We start from the raw sequence: 15,741 nt of genomic DNA on the forward strand, positions 1-15,741 counted from the left end.
GCGTTTTTTCTATTATTGTATATAAAAAAAGCCAACCTCTACATTTTCTTGTAAAGATTAGCCATTTTTTATTAATGTTCATACCAGGATAATATCGTTTCTGCATCTCGTTGCTCTAGGCTTGGTACATTACCTGTCATACCAGACATCCCTGACATTACCGTTGCTTTTATAGACATTACTTGCTTGCGCTTTTGGAAATACGTTTGACTACTTTCCATAGATTGTATACGTTTTTTCTCCATATACAATGTGATACGGCTGAAGATACGATATTGCATTGCGAGTTGCTTTCCGTCAATCATATAACCTGCTGTTCTATGTTGCCAAATGCCAAGCAATATTGATAGTGGAATTAGTAATAATGACAACAACCCATAAGGATATAAGAAATAACTACAAGCACCTAAAATCGGTACAAGCCACAAAAAATCAATGCGATAAAAGAATGGACGTGCTCGTTTCGGAGCCCTCGTAAATTCAGGTTGCCAATTCATTTCAGGGAAAAGCTGAACTAGTGTTTGTAAACAATCTTGCTTTTTAATTAATGGGAATAACGCAATTTTCTTATCTCGACCTTTTTCACCGTTGCCACCAGCGCTTTCTACAATAACAGTTGCAAAGCCAAATACTTGTCGCAAAGGATTTTCAACAATTCGGATTGCCTGAATACGATTTAATGGCAGTGTAATTCTTTTCTTCTCCAGTAACCCCTTAGTAATCATTAGCTTTTCATCTTCAATACGGACTGTATAATCGTAATAATTTACAAGTGTTATAACAACCGATATGAACCATGCAATGATAAGTACAAACATGACCATTAAGGCAACTAAAAATGCCCCAACTTTCACAAAATCCGCCAGTTCATGAAAGACTTCTTCATAAGGAATTATATCAGAAAACTGTGAGACTACTGCCACAAGCCCAGACAATACGACTCCTATCCCACCAGAAGTCGTTGCTAATACAAGTAAATCCTTCATCGACATATGGTAAATAGCAGGAACCATTACTTCACTTATTTGCTCAGGTGATTGTTCTACGTCAATATGTTGGGCTATTTGCGTTTTTGCACGACGCATTTCCTGTTCAATTACGTCTGCTGCTATTTTTCGGATAGCTGTCAGTTCTACCTCTGGCTTACCGCCCTTATTTCCCGCAGTCTCAACTTGCACCTTTACTAATCCGAATAACCGATGAAAAATACCTTCATGGTAATTTAAGCTTTGAATGCGTTCAAATGGAATATAACGCTTCTTTTTTACGAATAATCCATACTTCACCCGTAATTCGCCATCCTCGAACCAATAAACAAAGGTACGCCATTTAACGATACCACCAACAAGTGCAAGCACTGCTGCTACACCCCAGACACCAAACAATAAAATTGTTTCAAAAAAATGTTCGCTGCGGAAGTTAAACGAAAAGTTAAAACCGTTACTAATAATAATAATTGCAACAGGTAATATCATACTTTTTAGCGCTTTGACACTAGAAATAATGGCCGATACTGGGTGCAAACGATATACTTCATTAGACATCATCTTCCGCCACCCTTGCTAATTCCGAAATACGTGCACGAAGTCCATCTGCCTCATCCATGACAAGTGCAGGAATTGTATGTACTGTAGCAGCTGTAGAGATTGAAATATTGCCTAAGCTATATCTTTTTAAAATAGGCCCTTGTGTAGTATCAACATGTTGTACACGTACCATTGGTATAAGTGTGCGTTTTACAACAAATAAACCATGTTGTACTTCAATTTCATGCTCACGCACTTCATATCTCCAACGCTCCCATCGGATTTTAGGAAATAAATACGCCAATAAAAAGGCACTTAGTAAAACAACAGCAATTGCAATGATATAAATAAATGATGGCCAATCAAAATAATAAGTACCGTAACATACCAAAGCTGCGATGACTAACAATAGTAGTGTTTGTAACACACCATATAATCGCCATACAGTTAAGCCTTTACGGGAAATTTGATGAATTGGTTCAGCTCTCATGTTGTTCCTCCTCTTTTAATTACCTATGTATACGTACACTAACACTAATTTGTTTCAATATAAATATAAAAAACCTTACAGTCGATTTGACTGTAAGGTTGGAAGTTTCAAAATTAATTAGTCTTCATGACGACGTGGTGCGCGTGAACGACCTTGTCCGCCTTCACGGCGAGCTCCACCTTCACGGCGACCACCTTCACGACGGCCTCCACTGCTGCGACGATCTCCGCCACCACTACCTTCACGACGGTTACCGCTAAAGCTACGACCGCCACCGCTTCTGTTACGACCGTTACGATCGCCACCGCGGCCACCGCCGCCGCCTGAACGCTCACGGCGCATTGGTAATGGACGTTCTTCTGTAATTGTAACAGGCGTATCATCTGGCTCTTTTGTTAATGAGCGTAATGCAGCTGCTACAACATCGATTGCATCATGGTTTTCAAGTACTTCTGTAGCCAATGTGCGATAATCACCTAAGTTATTATTAGCAATAAGACCTTCAAGTGTCTCAATAGCTAAACGTTGTTGACCTACTAAAGCTTCGTCATTTGTTGGTGGACGAAGTGGAGTCATACGTTTTTTCGTTGTTTCTTCAACGATACGTAAATAACCCATTTCACGAGGTGTTACAAACGTTACTGCAAGACCTGATTTTCCTGCACGGCCAGTACGACCGATTCGGTGCACGTAAGACTCAGGATCTTGAGGAATATCGAAGTTATAAACGTGTGTAACGCCTGAAATATCAAGACCACGAGCGGCTACATCTGTCGCAACTAGGATATCAATTTTATTTTCTTTAAATTGACGTAATACTGAAATACGTTTTGCTTGGCTTAAATCACCATGAATTCCTTCTGCAAGATATCCACGGATAGATAAAGCTTGTGCTAACTCATCAACACGACGTTTTGTACGACCAAAGATAATTGCTAATTCTGGTTGGTGAACGTTTAATAAACGAGATAATACTTCGAATTTTTCACGTTCAGCAGCTTTCACAAAATATTGATCAATGTTATCCACTGTTAATTCTTTTGCTTTAATTTTTACAATTTCAGGATCGCGCATAAATGTCTCAGCAATTTTACGGATTGCTGGTGGCATTGTTGCTGAGAATAATAATGTTTGACGCTCAGCAGGTACGTTTTCTAAAATTGAATTAATATCATCGATGAAGCCCATGTTTAACATTTCATCTGCTTCGTCCAGTACAAGTGTTTGAACATCTTCTAGTTTTAAAGTACGACGATTAATATGGTCTAAAATACGACCTGGTGTACCTACAATAATTTGTGGTTTATTTTTCAGTGCACGAATTTGACGGCCGATTTCTTGCCCACCGTAAACTGATAATAATTTCACACGCTTGTCGTAACCGACTTTATATAGTTCTTCTGAAACTTGAATCGCTAATTCACGAGTTGGAGCAATTACTAATGCCTGGATATTAGGGTTTTTAGGATCGATTTTCTCGATAAGTGGAATACCAAAAGCGGCAGTTTTACCAGTACCAGTTTGCGCTTGACCTAATACATCGCGACCTTCAATGGCAAAACGAATAGTTCCCTCTTGGATTGGTGTTGCTTCTTCGAATCCCATACGTTTTACTGAACGTAATGTAGATTCGCTAATATTTAATTCTGAAAAATTTGTCAAACTTCTCAATCTCCTTTTTTCCTTTTAAGTTGACAAATGGTTACATTTTCAGATGAAGTTGTCGGCAAATTCGAGCCTGTGTTGTGGAACGTTTCCGTTACTTAAAAATTTTCTCTACAAAGGTTTCATGTAGAGCTCTCTTATATGAAAAGGAAAGCCCGGTCTTTACCGAGCGGTTCGATTCTGCGTAATTATTCACTTAGAATAAAACCGTTATGTTCAAAAAAAAGTACTCTTCAACCAAATTATGAAGAGTCTTCGCACAAAATGTATCCATTGCTTACACTAGTCTATCATGGTAATCAACCGTATGCAACGATAACGCATGAGTCGTAATAATCTGACTACTTTATCGCTCCTTTAAAAACGCTAAAACCTTCGCAAACCAGTCAAAACAATCTTCACAATAACAAATATGGTGTTTGCCATTGTCAGAAAAATACAACTTTTTATTTATTGAGGCTAGTTGGTCAAATAAAAATTGGGCGGTATGATACGGCACAATACCATCTAATTTCCCTTGGATAATATAAACAGGCACTTTAATATCTTGATAATACGGTGCAACCTTTTGAACGAGTTTCATGAATTCAATCGTTGCTGATAATGGCACATGATTAAACTTATGGCGATATCTCAAATAAAGCTCATTATTAGAAAGATTTCGATGGTATGCCTCAGTCGCTAGCATTTTAAAATCCTTTACAAGTTGCTTAGGACTTACATATTTAGCTGCCGCACTAAGCAGTACGAGCTTCTTTACTTTATAACGCTTTGCTAAATAGAGTGCGATAATTCCACCCATTGAAAAGCCAACGACAATGATTTCATCCACCTTTTTGGAAAGCGCTCGAAAAGCCAACTCTGCATCCATTAACCAATGCAGTGCTGTAAAACCTTTCATGTTTAAATCTTCCCCATGTCCTGATAAAGTAGGCGTCTCGATTAACCAATCTGTATTAGCACGTAAATAAGTTGTAAACGGCTCTACTTCATAAGCGCCACCTGAAAATCCATGTAAACATAAAACACCTATTGCCATTACTCTCACCTCTAAAAAGTGGACGTTTACGCGCAACATAGCCCGCCATAAAGGCATCCTATATTGCCTTTTTCAATAAAAGGTAAAAATCCGCATATGATGTCTATTGCAGCCAAAGCGGATTTTTACCCTATAGGTAACTATAAATTATACTTACACTCGTAAATTATGAAGTAAATGCTTGTAAAATCGTTTCTAGCTTCATGCCTCGTGAACCTTTTAATAAAACGATGGATTGCTCCGTTGCTTGTTGAAGCTTTGCAATAATAGGTGCAAAATCATCCTGCTCATATAGTAAATGATCTGCATCAAAACGGTCTTTTAACACTTCATATAAATATGCCATACGCGGACCATATAAGCACACGTAGTCAATTTCGCCTTCGTGGATAGCTAGTGATAAATCTTCGTGGAAACTTTGTTCATTAGCTCCAAGTTCTAGCATATCACCTAAGACAAGCCACTTTTCTGGTCGAATCGTTGTTGTTGCAATAAACTGGATGGCCGCCTTTACAGATGTAGGTGCAGCATTGTATGCATCGTTAATAAATAACGCACCTTGATTGCCTTGTACTTGTTGCATGCGCATATCAGTTAAAGTGACACCTTTTAAAGATTCGCGAATTTGTTCATCATTTAACCCTAGCTTTTGTGCGATAAGCATTGCAATCAATGTGTTTTTCACCTGATGCTTACCAAGAACCGAGATAAAGAATTCACCTTCAATCGCACCATGTGTTGTAAAGCTACTTCCATTAGCAGTTGCTTCAATATTTTCAGCATATAACAAATCGCCTGGTTCTAAACCAAATGCCTTCGCATTTAAATTTTGCTCTTTTGCAACGAGTTCTTTTAACAATGGTTCGTCACCGTCATAAAAAAGCACACCATTATCCTGCATACCTTGAATAATTTCAAACTTCGCCTTAGCAATGCCTGCACGAGAGCCTAAATCTTGCATATGCGCTTCACCTATATTTGTAATAACCGTCATATGAGGTCGAGCCAATTTTGTTAAAAATTCTATCTCACCAAAACCACTCATGCCCATTTCAAGTACCGCAACTTCTGTATCCTCATCAAGCTGTAAAATCGTAATCGGTAAACCAAGTTGGTTATTAAAATTGCCAATCGTTTTTTGCACTTTAAAAAAAGGAGCAAGCGTGCCTGCTAAAATATCCTTTGTTGAAGTTTTACCATTCGACCCTGTAATACCAATAAAAGTCGCTTTATGCTCATGGCGATAAGCACGTGCCATTTGCTGTAAGGCTTGCTCTGGATTTTCGACAAATAATAATGGAACACCCTTCGGTGGATTCGGTTCATCTTTTTGCCATAGCGAAGCACCTGCGCCTTTTTCAAAAGCTTGTAGTACGAACTTATGACCATTTGCCATTTCACCACGGAATGGTACAAATAAATCTCCTTGATTGATTGTTCTTGTATCAATAGATATACCAGTTACAACCGTCTCTCCGAAAGTCGGCTCCTCATCATTCAACCATGCTGCTAATTGCTTTAATGTCTTTTTCACAATAATCCCACTCAGTCTTTTTTATAGTGAAGCTGTTGTTTTTCTTCAAAACGCTCAAGTGCAAGCGCAATCAGACGATTAATAAGCTCTGGATAGCTTACATTTGTGTGTTGCCAAAGAAGCGGATACATACTAACAGGTGTAAAACCTGGCATTGTATTTACTTCATTAATATAAATGTCATGATTTGCTGTGACAAAGAAATCTGCACGTACTAAACCGCTTCCATCTAAAATTTTAAACGCGCTTTTTGCATGTTCTTTTAAGCTTGTCACAACTTCTGTAGGAAGCTCTGCAGGAATAATGAGCGCTGTTGAGCCGTCCTTATATTTCGAATCATAATCATAAAATTCAGTCATAGGTTTTATTTCACCTGGTACTGAAACTTCTGGAAAATCATTGCCCAATACAGCCAATTCAATTTCACGAGCTACAATTCCTTGCTCTACTACAATTTTACGGTCGAATTGTAAAGCCACTTCGATTGCTTTAATAAGCTCTTGACGATTTGAAGCCTTACTAATACCAACACTTGAACCTAAATTGGCTGGCTTCACAAACATTGGCCAAGTCAATTTTTCTTCACAACGTGTTAAAATAGCTTCCTGCTCGTTAGCCCATTCACTGCGAATGAAGTACGTATATGGCACTTGTGGTAAACCGGCAATTTCAAACAATTGCTTCATAATTACTTTATCCATACCTGCTGATGACGCCAATACACCATTTCCGACATACGGAAGATTCAATACTTCAAGTAGGCCCTGTACAGTTCCATCTTCCCCATTTGTTCCATGCAGTAAAGGGAAAATAACATCAAATTGTACCGCTGTCCCATTTTTATCAATTAAAAATGCTGTAATATTATTTTCTAAAATAATGGCTTCATCACCAAATTGTAATTCTTCAATCGAATTTGCAGGTTTTTCTAAACGCTCACCGCGTCGCCATTCCCCATCTTGTGTAATGTAAATCGGATATATCTCATACTCCTCGAAATTCAAAGCTCCAGTGACCGCACACGCTGTCGACAATGACACTTCATGCTCCGCTGATTTTCCGCCGTATAATAAACCGATTCTTTTTTTCATTTTTGTGCCCTCCACATACTTCTTGAGTATTATTAGTTTATCACGAAACGTCTTGACAAATGACATAAAAATCTCACCGTTAAAATTACGGTGAGATTTGAGTGCCTTATTCATTCAAAAGTTGGTCACCCAAGTAAATGACATACTATCACTTCCTTGGGTTCCCTTCATATTTGGCTGGTAGAATACCTGCTAAATAGAGCTAAATAATTTGAATCAATTCATCGTGTTCGTTTTTCAAAATTGTATTTAAATCATCCCAGACCTCATCTGGGAAGGAATAATCTGATAAGTTTCGGATTTCTATACCATATGCTGCTTTCGGCTTCTCGATGCGATACAGTGATAACAATGCACCGTCCTTAGCAAAAGAACGATAAGCTCTTAAAAATTCTGGTGTAAGACAAGGAATACTCGATTTTACTTTACGTCGCCAAAAACCCGTGCTTCGCTCTTTCTCCCGAATTAAAGAATTGATGACATTTGCAACTAGTAAATCCGAATCACTTAAATGGCGAAAATAAATTTTTGTCATTTTCTCTACATCTGAAGAACAATAAACAAACCGATTTTGCAATTTATTAAAAAATGGCGATGTAATCGGTTCTTTTTTATGGCTTATGTAAAGCAGTTCTCCCTGCTCCATCGCAGTCAGCTGATCTAGCCTCTTTTCATCCATAAAATCTATCCAACACAATTCTTTTGACTCTGTAGCCTTTTTTACAAAACGAGGAACCTCCTCATCAGGTACATAATCAAACTGTGTATGCATATTAAATGATCCATCTTCATAGGAATGCTTAAGTAAAAGTAAGTGATGCAGTGGATCTAAAGCAGCCACAAATTGCGAGAGCTTAAGCCCGCTAAAAATAACAAATTTATCGACATCGTTCATATGAACGTATATATGATACATAAAATCTTCAGCTGACTTTAATTTCTTAGCCACATCCATCACCCCATTCTTCACTTCATTATAAAACTAATCATCATTTTTTGAAACATTTTATGCTATTTGTCGTCAGAACAATATACTCAGGCGTAAAATTGTTTTTTGCGTTATAATGTTAATGTTCAACATGCGTATATACGCATCTCTTTAAACTATTTTATTTTAGGTGGCTTTTATGGAAAATAAACGAAATTTCGTGAACCGTTTTGACTGGACGCTCGCTTTTATACTTTTCACTTTTCTTGTCATTAGTTTGTTAGCTATTGCATCTGCGCAAACTTCTGGACAATACGGTATCAACTACGTGCCAAAGCAGTTACAGTGGTATGTAATTGGTGCAGTTATTATCGGTGTCATTATGTTTTTCGAACCCGATCAATATAAAAAAATGGCTTGGTATATGTATGGAGCTGGGATCGCCCTTTTAGTATTACTTATTTTCATGCCGGAAGGAAAAGGTCAAATTGGTGAGCCTGTAAATGGAGCAAAAAGCTGGTTCCATACACCACTCGGCAATATCCAGCCCTCCGAATTTATGAAAACTTTTTATATTTTAGCACTTGCCCGACTTATTAGTAAGCATCATGAAGTCTATTCTTTAAGATCCGTAAAATCCGACTTCATTTTACTAGGCAAAATCGCTATAACGTTGATTATACCACTTGGTATTATTATGAAACAGCCAGACCTTGGTTCTGCACTTGTTTTCTTTGCGATTACTGCAGCACTCGTTATTGTCGCAGGGATTTCTTGGAAGATTATATTACCTACTTTTTTAGGTGGCGCAGCGATCGGAGGAAGTCTCCTTTGGATGGCGCTTTATATGCAGGACTTTTTAGAAAAAACATTTGGATTTAAAGCTTACCAGTTTGCCAGAATTTATTCTTGGCTAGATCCTTATTCTTATTCATCTAGTGATGGCTACCATTTAATCACTTCTTTAAACGCTATAGGTTCCGGTGAAATTTTCGGTAAAGGTTTCCGTGGTCGCGAAGTGTATGTAGCAGAAAATCATACGGACTTCATATTCACTGTCATTGGTGAGGAATGGGGATTTATTGGCGCAAGTATCGTAATCTGTATTTTCTTTTTGTTAATCTATCATTTAACGAAAACAACACTATTGTTAAAAGATCCTTTTTCAACTTATGTATGTGCAGGGATTATTGCTATGATTACGTTCCACGTATTCGAAAATATCGGTATGACAATTCAATTACTACCAATTACAGGTATTCCGCTTCCGTTCATTAGTTATGGAGGAAGTTCATTAATGGGGAATGCACTTGCCATCGGACTGGTCTTTAGCATGCGCTTCCATTATCGTACTTACATGTTTACAACATATGATGAAGATGATTAAAAACTTGAATAAAAAAAGAATGGGTAGTCTTATTTTCAAAGACTATCCATTCTTTTTTTGTAAAACGAGTTAAGCTTGAACTTGCGGAGTTTGCGTTGGTGGTGTGAGCACTTTTAAAAGTTCAAGTCGAGACTTCGTTACAGTGGCAGTCACACCCAACTTCGATAAATTCGAAACAATCTTTTTCAAATCTACTTCCTTTGTCATACATTCCACCTCAATCTTTCCTCGATTTTATATAACGTTTTATTTCCAAAAAAGTTTCAATTTTCTATGTTATAGATGTCAGACAAGTTTATCTTTATCTATCATACCATTTAACTCGCCTTTAATATTTTTCAATTTTGTTACAATGTAAATTATGTTTAATGACCAATTTTTACGGCAAAAAATAAACTGATTTGATATAACTATATTCTTTACACATCTTACTGCTTCTATTCGTAGTTCCTCATTTTTTTTCGCCATTCAATATGAATATTTGGACCTGTTAAAACCTCTACCAATGGAGGGAATGGAAGGAGAAATATATATTGTGGAATAACCGCTAAGCGAAATAAAAATCGATTTAAAAAACTTTTTACAGTTCCCAACAAAATGCATTACCTACGTTTCCTTGTAATAGCAAGAACAAGAGAGGTAGAATATACATACTGAAATATTGTAAGAAAGCAGGAAATTAAATGATAAAACCAATTTTACTCTTAATGTCAGTGCAATTTCTCGTCTACTTAGGCTTCGGAATTATTATTCCAGTCTTACCAGAAGTCATCGTGCAACACGACTGGCAAAACATTCATGTAGGCGGTTTACTGACAGTGTATTCACTTGCAAGTTTTTTTACTGCACCACTTTGGGGAAAGCTATCCGATAAAGTCGGACGAAAGCAGCTTATTTTAACGGGATTGGTGGGATTCAGTCTCAGCTTCGTTATCTTTTCAATGTTTATTGATAATTTAACAATGCTTTACGTCTCACGTTTAGTTGGCGGCTTATTCTCAGGTGCACTGTATACAGCGGTAACAGGCTTTATCGGTGACATGTCGAGCGAGGAAGATCGTAATAAATACATGGGTTTAATGGGCATGTCCATCGGTCTAGGTTTTATCTTCGGTCCTGCAATTGGTGGCATGCTAGGTCATTATAGCTTGCAACTACCATTTATCGCATCAGCAGTTTTAATTGCGCTATTATTTATTTATGCAATTTTCGTCTTAAAAGAACCAGAAAAACGAAAAGATGTAACAAAACGAGCAATTGTACCAAAAGGTGTTGGCAAAATGCTTCAATACCGAGTTCGTTATTTATTTATGTTCTCTTTTTTAGTCACTTTTATGCTCGCAGGAGTAGAAGCAACTTTCCAGCTTTTCCAAATTGATCGCATTCAAATAACACCATTGCAAATTGGTTATTTATTTATGTTTAGTGGTTTTGTGGATGCAGCAATACAAGGCGGTGTTGTTCGTCGTATAAAAAATGGTACAGAAACTTCTTGGCTTATCGGAGCTCAAATCGTTACTGCACTCGGTATGCTTTTATTTACTTTAACAGGCAATCTATTGATGGCAGGATTTGCTCTTTGTGTATTCACAGCTGGAAATGCCCTTGCAAGAACATGCGTTGTATCACTATCCTCCAAAGAATCTGGTGGCCAATACGGAACAGCAGCAGGTCTTTCTTATTCTATGGACAATTTAGGACGTATTCTCGGTCCTCTATTCTTCACATGGTTATTCACAATGGAATCGAATCTTGGCTACTACATTGCTGCAGCAATCGCCATTATCTCAATTAGTTTAATATTTATTTATAAAGCATCAAATAAAACTTTACGCCTTGAATAATTTACTTACAAAATGTCGTACCTTATAGTAACAGACGTTTTTGATTATGTTAGTTAAAGACATCAATGTTTGAAAGTGTAAACTCGGAGGGCACTGCATGAACAAAACGATAAATTTATCACTACCTAAAGAGCTCTACCCATTACGTTCTGAAATTGAAGATTCGCTTCTTCCAGCGATTATTATTACGCCATCTAAACGAGCAACTTCATTAACAGAAAGTAAATTTGCCGGTGAACCTTATTTACCATATTATCAAACAGTTCCAAAGGATATTACTGGTGAATCTATGCGTTTATTAGCTCAAATTAATTTTGCAGAAATACCGCTCATACAAGGCTTCCCTACACAAGGTATTTTACAGTTTTTTATATCATCAAATATTTTTTCCAATGCAGCGCATTATAAAGAAGACATTTTTCAACAGTTTTATAAGGTACGATTTTACCCGACAGTAGAATCCAAAATAACGATGCCAACACATAATAACCTATCACAATCCTCAAATAATTGGTTTCCTATTAATGAGGAATTAGCATTACAATTCCACTACACGCAAGAACCTGTTTCTGCGTTAGATTATCGTGCTGTGCATTATTTACCTAGCCTAATAGCAACTTTAAATTATGATGTTAATTTGTATGAAATTTATTTACAGCATTTTTTAGGTGCGGGGGCGAAGATAGGTGGTTATGCATATTTTTTAGAAGAGGACATTCGACATGCGTCTCAGCTTTTACAACGATATGATGTACTTTTACTACAAATTGATTCTAATGATGAGTTCGGTATTATGTGGGCGGATAGCGGCGTAGGGAAGTTTTTTATCAATCGTGAAAAACTTCTACAACAAGATTTTTCCGATATACTATTTCAATGGGAATGTTATTCATAAGCTAGTAAGATGTTCCCTTCTCTTTAGAAGGGCTTATCTACAATAGTCAAAACCGGCAAGCCATACCACAGGGGAGGCTTGCCGGTTTTACGTTATAGTTTGCCCGTTGCCTATACAGCACGAATCTAAGCATCGTTTATTTATACACTTTCATTTATAGTAGCGCACGGATTACCTCTTCCTATTTTGGGGTAATCTTTTCTATGGTGACAACAAATAGCGGACTCTTCTTTCTTTCCACCCGAAAAGTAGGCTATACTAAGTATTATATGAAAAATAGTAGAGGGGTGCAGGAATGAGCATTTTTACAGATGTAGAATATCTAGTACCTTTAGTATTAATCTTTAACATCTTATCAGCGATGACCATAATTTTTTTAGAGCGTAAAGATGCCACTTCTACATGGGCATGGATTCTTGTCCTATTTTTCTTGCCATTAGTTGGATTTATTTTATATTTACTAGTCGGCAGGCAACTGCGGAAGAAACATTTGTTTCGTTGGGAAGGGCGCAAGGATATTGGGATTGATAATCTGATTAGCTATCAAATTGATACGATTCGAGATGATACATTTGAGTTTCGTATTGAAAATGCTGAAAATTATAAAGAGATGATTTACATGCATTTAAAAACGAATAATGCCGTATTAACACAAGACAACCATATTTCTATTTTCGATGATGGTGCAGACAAATTTGAACAGCTTATAAAAGATATCGAAGCAGCAAAAGATCATATCCACATTCAATATTACATCTTTCGTTTAGACAATTTAGGTACGCGTCTCGTCGACGCAATGATTAAAAAGGCAAAACAAGGCGTTAAAGTAAGGCTCTTGTATGATGAAATGGGCTCACGTAATGTTAAAAGAAGACATTTCAAAGAACTTCTTGAAGCGGGCGGTGAGGTTGAAGTGTTCTTCCCTTCAATATTCCCACTACTTAATCCACGTCTAAATTTCAGAAATCACCGTAAAATCGTAGTAATTGATGGTCGTATTGGTTATATTGGGGGCTTTAATGTAGGAGATGAATACCTTGGACTTCAAAAGAAATTTGGCTATTGGAGAGATACACATTTACGTATCGAAGGTAGTGCCGTCCATCCGTTGCAAACACGCTTTCTTCTAGATTGGAATCAAGCTTGTGCACAGCAAAAAATGGGCTATTCGGATCGCTACTTCCCTGCTATTCCGAAAAAAGGTAATGTAGGCTTACAAATTGTTTCAAGCGGGCCAGACTCTGAGTGGGAGCAAATTAAAATTGGTTATTTAAAGCTTATTAATATGGCCAAGAGATATATTTATATTCAAACCCCTTACTTCATTCCAGATGTCAGCTTTTTAGATGCTATTAAAATTGCTACGCTTTCAGGTATTGATGTTCGTATAATGATTCCAAATAAACCGGACCACATGTTTGTTTATTGGGCTACATACTCTTATGTGGGACAATTACTGCGCGCTGGGGCAAAAGTTTATATTTATGAAAAAGGATTTATTCATGCTAAAGCCATTATTATCGACGACGAGGCTTCTACAGTTGGAACTGCCAATATCGATGTACGAAGTTTCAGTTTAAATTTCGAAGTAAATGCTTTTATTTACGATTCAACGATTTCACATCAGTTAGCGGAGCTATTTGAAAAGGATATTTTTGACTGCACGGAATTAACTTGGGAAATGTATCAAAATCGTTCGAGCATGATAAAGTTTAAGGAATCTATTTCACGCTTACTCACACCAGTATTGTAGCTACTTAATTATGTTCAATAGATGCCGAGACAAAAGAAAAAAGTGTTAGATTGACTTCAATCAATCTAACACTTTTTCTATACTGTTGATTTCCGCTAAAGGTGCTTATAAACAAAAAATGGGATTCCCTTTCAACGCGGTCAGTTGATTGGAGCGGAAGGCGCCCGCCTGTAGTGGAAATCAACGATAGTAGTCTTCTATTTTACTTCACGCCTAAATATTCTTCTAAAGTAAGGTTTTGTTCTTTAATTTTTTTCGCAATGTCGACTCCAACGTAACGGTAATGCCATGATTCATACATGTAACCTGTAATGTCTTCTTTGTTTTGAGGGAATCGTAAAATGAAACCAAATTGCGCAGCATTATCAAATAACCATTGCCCTGCTGGAGTTTCTCCAAATTCCTCAGTCAGCCATAAATCATCTTTGCCAACTTCACCAATATCAAATGCTAAGCCTGTTTGATGCTCAGAAAAACCTGGTCGCGCACTATAGCGGTCTGCTGCAGCCTGACCATCACGTTTAACATAGTTGTTATATAATGTTGTTTGATATTCGTAAGAACGATATCCACTAAATGCTACTAAGTTAAAGCCCTGTTGCTTCGCTTCTGCAATCATCTTATTTAACGCTTGACGAGCCTCTGGACTTTCACCAGGAGCAAATGTTGATGGTAGTGGATATCTTTTATTTGCTAATAAAATACCATCAATATAAGTAGGCTCTGTTGGGATAGTTTGATTTGGATAATAGCCGTTTTCATCCGGCTGTTCTTGAGGCTCAGATGTATTATCAGGTGTTTTTGGTTGTTCTTTTGTTGGCTCATCTTCTTTGCCTTTTTGTGCTACTGGTTGTTCCTCATCAGACGCTACATTTACTTGGCTATTTTTATAGTTTATCACTACAAAAATAGAAACAATCAATGCCACTGAAATAACAGCGCCAATAATAAGTGGTAAACGACTTTTTTTCACTTTTTTTGCCCCTTTTGTACAGATACAGGGTTGCTAAACTACCAGATAGGTCGTTTCATCGGGAGTTTGAGCAACCCTAAGACCTTTAATCAATTACGCCTCGGCGTAATGGCGTCCAGATTTTTTTCTAGCCTGCTCGAAAAGTACATCTAAAAAATCTGTGACATCCGCCGGGGCTTTTAACTTGGTTCAGCAAGGATTTGAACCCCCATAGATTTCAGTGCCAATTCTATTCATCCCCCACTTATTGAAGTGGAGTACTTCTGCTAAAGCAAGTTAAAACATTTTAATTTGATAGTTTTATTTTATCACTGTTCACATTTTTAAGTGAAGCTTTTCACTATTATTCTGTAAAAATGATAATAAGGACAACAATTGAAGCTATGGAGAAAAAGATAGACATATACTTCATCCATTTTGCCTCTTTAATATATCCCTGCTCTTTAAAGCTTTTCGCTCTGAAACCATTAGACATGGCAAACATTATTGTCATCGCTAATACAGCAAAATTGAAGTTTCCTAAAACAATGCATACAATTGCAGCGATACTAAAAATTGCCACGAGTATTGATGATATCCATTTTGTGTTCATTCTGTTTTCCTCCTAAAAAAAATC

General features: G+C 37.1%; 14 protein-coding genes. 4 read left to right on the top strand and 10 right to left on the bottom strand.

The window, feature by feature from the left end; translation table 11 throughout:
• Positions 1-71: 71 nt before the first annotated feature.
• From ACIP9C_RS18575 to ACIP9C_RS18605, 7 genes are all read right to left on the bottom strand, one after another.
• Complete coding sequence (locus tag ACIP9C_RS18575) at positions 72-1,544, bottom strand: PH domain-containing protein (RefSeq protein ID WP_401012973.1); 1,473 nt, start codon at positions 1,542-1,544, stop codon at positions 72-74.
• The gene (locus ACIP9C_RS18580; RefSeq protein ID WP_401012975.1) at positions 1,537-2,016 is read right to left on the bottom strand and encodes a PH domain-containing protein; all 480 of its coding nucleotides are present in this window, start codon (positions 2,014-2,016) and stop codon (positions 1,537-1,539) included. The genes ACIP9C_RS18575 and ACIP9C_RS18580 overlap by 8 nt, the downstream gene beginning before the upstream one ends.
• Positions 2,017-2,133: 117 nt before the next feature.
• Entirely contained in the window at positions 2,134-3,678 is a 1,545-nt protein-coding gene (gene cshA, locus ACIP9C_RS18585) for a degradosome RNA helicase CshA (RefSeq protein ID WP_401012977.1), read from the bottom strand.
• Between the two features lie 349 nt (positions 3,679-4,027).
• Entirely contained in the window at positions 4,028-4,720 is a 693-nt protein-coding gene (locus ACIP9C_RS18590; RefSeq protein WP_401012979.1) for an alpha/beta hydrolase, read from the bottom strand.
• A gap of 166 nt (positions 4,721-4,886) precedes the next feature.
• Complete coding sequence (locus tag ACIP9C_RS18595) at positions 4,887-6,254, bottom strand: UDP-N-acetylmuramoyl-tripeptide--D-alanyl-D-alanine ligase (protein ID WP_401012981.1); 1,368 nt, start codon at positions 6,252-6,254, stop codon at positions 4,887-4,889.
• A gap of 11 nt (positions 6,255-6,265) precedes the next feature.
• Positions 6,266-7,345 (bottom strand): D-alanine--D-alanine ligase, encoded by a 1,080-nt coding sequence (locus ACIP9C_RS18600; protein WP_401012983.1) that lies wholly within the window; start codon positions 7,343-7,345, stop codon positions 6,266-6,268.
• Positions 7,346-7,547: 202 nt separating this feature from the next.
• Positions 7,548-8,300: a hypothetical protein gene (locus ACIP9C_RS18605; protein ID WP_340822042.1), complete on the bottom strand. Its 753-nt coding sequence runs from the start codon at positions 8,298-8,300 to the stop codon at positions 7,548-7,550.
• Between the two features lie 172 nt (positions 8,301-8,472).
• Between ACIP9C_RS18605 and ACIP9C_RS18610 the strand changes: the two genes are divergently transcribed.
• Entirely contained in the window at positions 8,473-9,660 is a 1,188-nt protein-coding gene (locus tag ACIP9C_RS18610; RefSeq protein WP_401012985.1) for an FtsW/RodA/SpoVE family cell cycle protein, read from the top strand.
• 69 nt (positions 9,661-9,729) lie between these two features.
• Here the strand turns inward: ACIP9C_RS18610 and ACIP9C_RS18615 are convergent, their stop codons facing one another.
• Positions 9,730-9,867 carry an Lmo0850 family protein gene (locus tag ACIP9C_RS18615; RefSeq protein ID WP_004232019.1) on the bottom strand — a complete coding sequence of 46 codons (138 nt, stop codon included), beginning with the start codon at positions 9,865-9,867 and terminating at the stop codon, positions 9,730-9,732.
• Between the two features lie 476 nt (positions 9,868-10,343).
• On the opposite strand from ACIP9C_RS18615, the gene ACIP9C_RS18620 reads away from it, so the two are divergent.
• The 3 genes from ACIP9C_RS18620 (at position 10,344) to cls (ending at position 14,152) form a co-directional block, all read left to right on the top strand.
• A complete protein-coding gene (locus ACIP9C_RS18620) occupies positions 10,344-11,504 on the top strand; it encodes an MFS transporter (protein WP_401012987.1) in 1,161 nt (386 codons plus the stop codon).
• 97 nt (positions 11,505-11,601) lie between these two features.
• Entirely contained in the window at positions 11,602-12,399 is a 798-nt protein-coding gene (locus ACIP9C_RS18625) for a YwqG family protein (protein ID WP_401012989.1), read from the top strand.
• 295 nt (positions 12,400-12,694) lie between these two features.
• Entirely contained in the window at positions 12,695-14,152 is a 1,458-nt protein-coding gene (cls, locus tag ACIP9C_RS18630) for a cardiolipin synthase (RefSeq protein WP_401012991.1), read from the top strand.
• A gap of 202 nt (positions 14,153-14,354) precedes the next feature.
• Here cls and ACIP9C_RS18635 read toward each other — a convergent pair whose 3' ends face one another.
• Both ACIP9C_RS18635 and ACIP9C_RS18640 read right to left on the bottom strand, forming a co-directional pair.
• Positions 14,355-15,125: a M15 family metallopeptidase gene (locus ACIP9C_RS18635; RefSeq protein ID WP_401012993.1), complete on the bottom strand. Its 771-nt coding sequence runs from the start codon at positions 15,123-15,125 to the stop codon at positions 14,355-14,357.
• Positions 15,126-15,468: 343 nt separating this feature from the next.
• Positions 15,469-15,717, bottom strand: a complete 249-nt coding sequence (locus tag ACIP9C_RS18640; RefSeq protein ID WP_401012995.1) for a hypothetical protein — start codon at positions 15,715-15,717, stop codon at positions 15,469-15,471.
• Positions 15,718-15,741 lie beyond the last annotated feature (24 nt).

The organism is Lysinibacillus sp. NPDC093210 (assembly GCF_044753985.1).
Taxonomy (GTDB): Bacteria; Bacillota; Bacilli; order Bacillales_A; family Planococcaceae; genus Lysinibacillus.

Coding starts and splice junctions, on each gene's coding strand:
- ACIP9C_RS18615 (WP_004232019.1), bottom strand. CDS start 9,867: ATGACAAAGGAAGTAGATTTGAAAAAGATTGTTTCGAATTTATCGAAG.
- ACIP9C_RS18625 (WP_401012989.1), top strand. CDS start 11,602: ATGAACAAAACGATAAATTTATCACTACCTAAAGAGCTCTACCCATTA.
- ACIP9C_RS18640 (WP_401012995.1), bottom strand. CDS start 15,717: ATGAACACAAAATGGATATCATCAATACTCGTGGCAATTTTTAGTATC.
- ACIP9C_RS18620 (WP_401012987.1), top strand. CDS start 10,344: ATGATAAAACCAATTTTACTCTTAATGTCAGTGCAATTTCTCGTCTAC.
- ACIP9C_RS18605 (WP_340822042.1), bottom strand. CDS start 8,300: ATGGATGTGGCTAAGAAATTAAAGTCAGCTGAAGATTTTATGTATCAT.
- ACIP9C_RS18580 (WP_401012975.1), bottom strand. CDS start 2,016: ATGAGAGCTGAACCAATTCATCAAATTTCCCGTAAAGGCTTAACTGTA.
- ACIP9C_RS18575 (WP_401012973.1), bottom strand. CDS start 1,544: ATGTCTAATGAAGTATATCGTTTGCACCCAGTATCGGCCATTATTTCT.
- ACIP9C_RS18600 (WP_401012983.1), bottom strand. CDS start 7,345: ATGAAAAAAAGAATCGGTTTATTATACGGCGGAAAATCAGCGGAGCAT.
- cls (WP_401012991.1), top strand. CDS start 12,695: ATGAGCATTTTTACAGATGTAGAATATCTAGTACCTTTAGTATTAATC.
- ACIP9C_RS18590 (WP_401012979.1), bottom strand. CDS start 4,720: ATGGCAATAGGTGTTTTATGTTTACATGGATTTTCAGGTGGCGCTTAT.
- ACIP9C_RS18610 (WP_401012985.1), top strand. CDS start 8,473: ATGGAAAATAAACGAAATTTCGTGAACCGTTTTGACTGGACGCTCGCT.